We start from the raw sequence: 1,157 nt of genomic DNA, 5'->3' as shown, positions 1-1,157 counted from the left end.
ACCATCGACACCTCGACCGTCAAACTGACGGCTGATACGTCGGTCGCTGAAGGCGGCACCGTCACTTACACCGCCACTGTGGGCGCACCAGTAACCGGTTCGCCGGTCACCGTGACGCTGGCCAACGGCCAGAACATCACCATCGAAGTCGGCAAAACAACCGGCACCGTGACCTTCACCGCACCGAACGATGCGCTGACCGGCCACGCGCCGATCACCAACTCGATCACGGGCGTCACTGGCGGCAACTACGAAAATCTCGTGGCCGATAAAACGCCGGTCAGCACCAACGTGACCGACACCGTCGACACCACCAACCTGTCGCTCAGCGCGACCGGTTCTGTGGCTGAGGGCGGCTCGATCATCTACACCGCGACATTGACCAACGCTGCTGGCTCGCCAGTCACCGTGACCCTGTCGAACGGCGCGGTGATTACCATCGAAGCTGGCAAAACCACTGGCACCGTGTCTGTTCCAGCGCCAGCCGATGACGTCTACAAAGACGCCGGCAAGGTTGAAGCGACGATCTCCACCGCTACCGGTGGCAACTTCGAAAACCTCGTGCCGAGCACTGTACCGGCCGTGACCGAAGTCACCGATACCATCGACACCTCGACCGTCAAACTGACGGCTGATACGTCGGTCGCTGAAGGCGGCACCGTCACTTACACCGCCACTGTCGGCGCTCCAGTTACCGGTTCGCCGGTCACCGTGACGCTGGCCAACGGCCAGAACATCACCATCGAAGTCGGCAAAACAACCGGCACCGTGACCTTCACCGCACCGAACGATGCGCTGACCGGCCACGCGCCGATCACCAACTCGATCACGGGCGTCACTGGCGGCAACTACGAAAATCTCGTGGCCGATAAAACGCCGGTCAGCACCAACGTGACCGACACCGTCGACACCACCAACCTGTCGCTCAGCGCGACCGGTTCTGTGGCTGAGGGCGGCTCGATCATCTACACCGCGACATTGACCAACGCTGCTGGCTCGCCAGTCACCGTGACCCTGTCGAACGGCGCGGTGATTACCATCGAAGCTGGCAAAACCACTGGCACCGTGTCTGTTCCAGCGCCAGCCGATGACGTCTACAAAGACGCCGGCAAGGTTGAAGCGACGATCTCCACCGCTACCGGTGGCAACTTCGAAAA

General features: G+C 61.5%; 1 protein-coding gene. It reads left to right on the top strand.

The window, feature by feature from the left end; translation table 11 throughout:
- The coding region (locus AC0ZWN_RS28775; protein ID WP_476337711.1) for an immunoglobulin-like domain-containing protein at window positions 1-1,157 on the top strand (1,157 nt) is incomplete at both ends.

The sequence above is a fragment of the Pseudomonas sp. 3B-A001-10F genome (assembly GCF_056313565.1).
The sequence above is the reverse complement of the archived record's forward strand: the minus strand, read 5'-3'. Positions and strand labels throughout refer to the sequence as shown.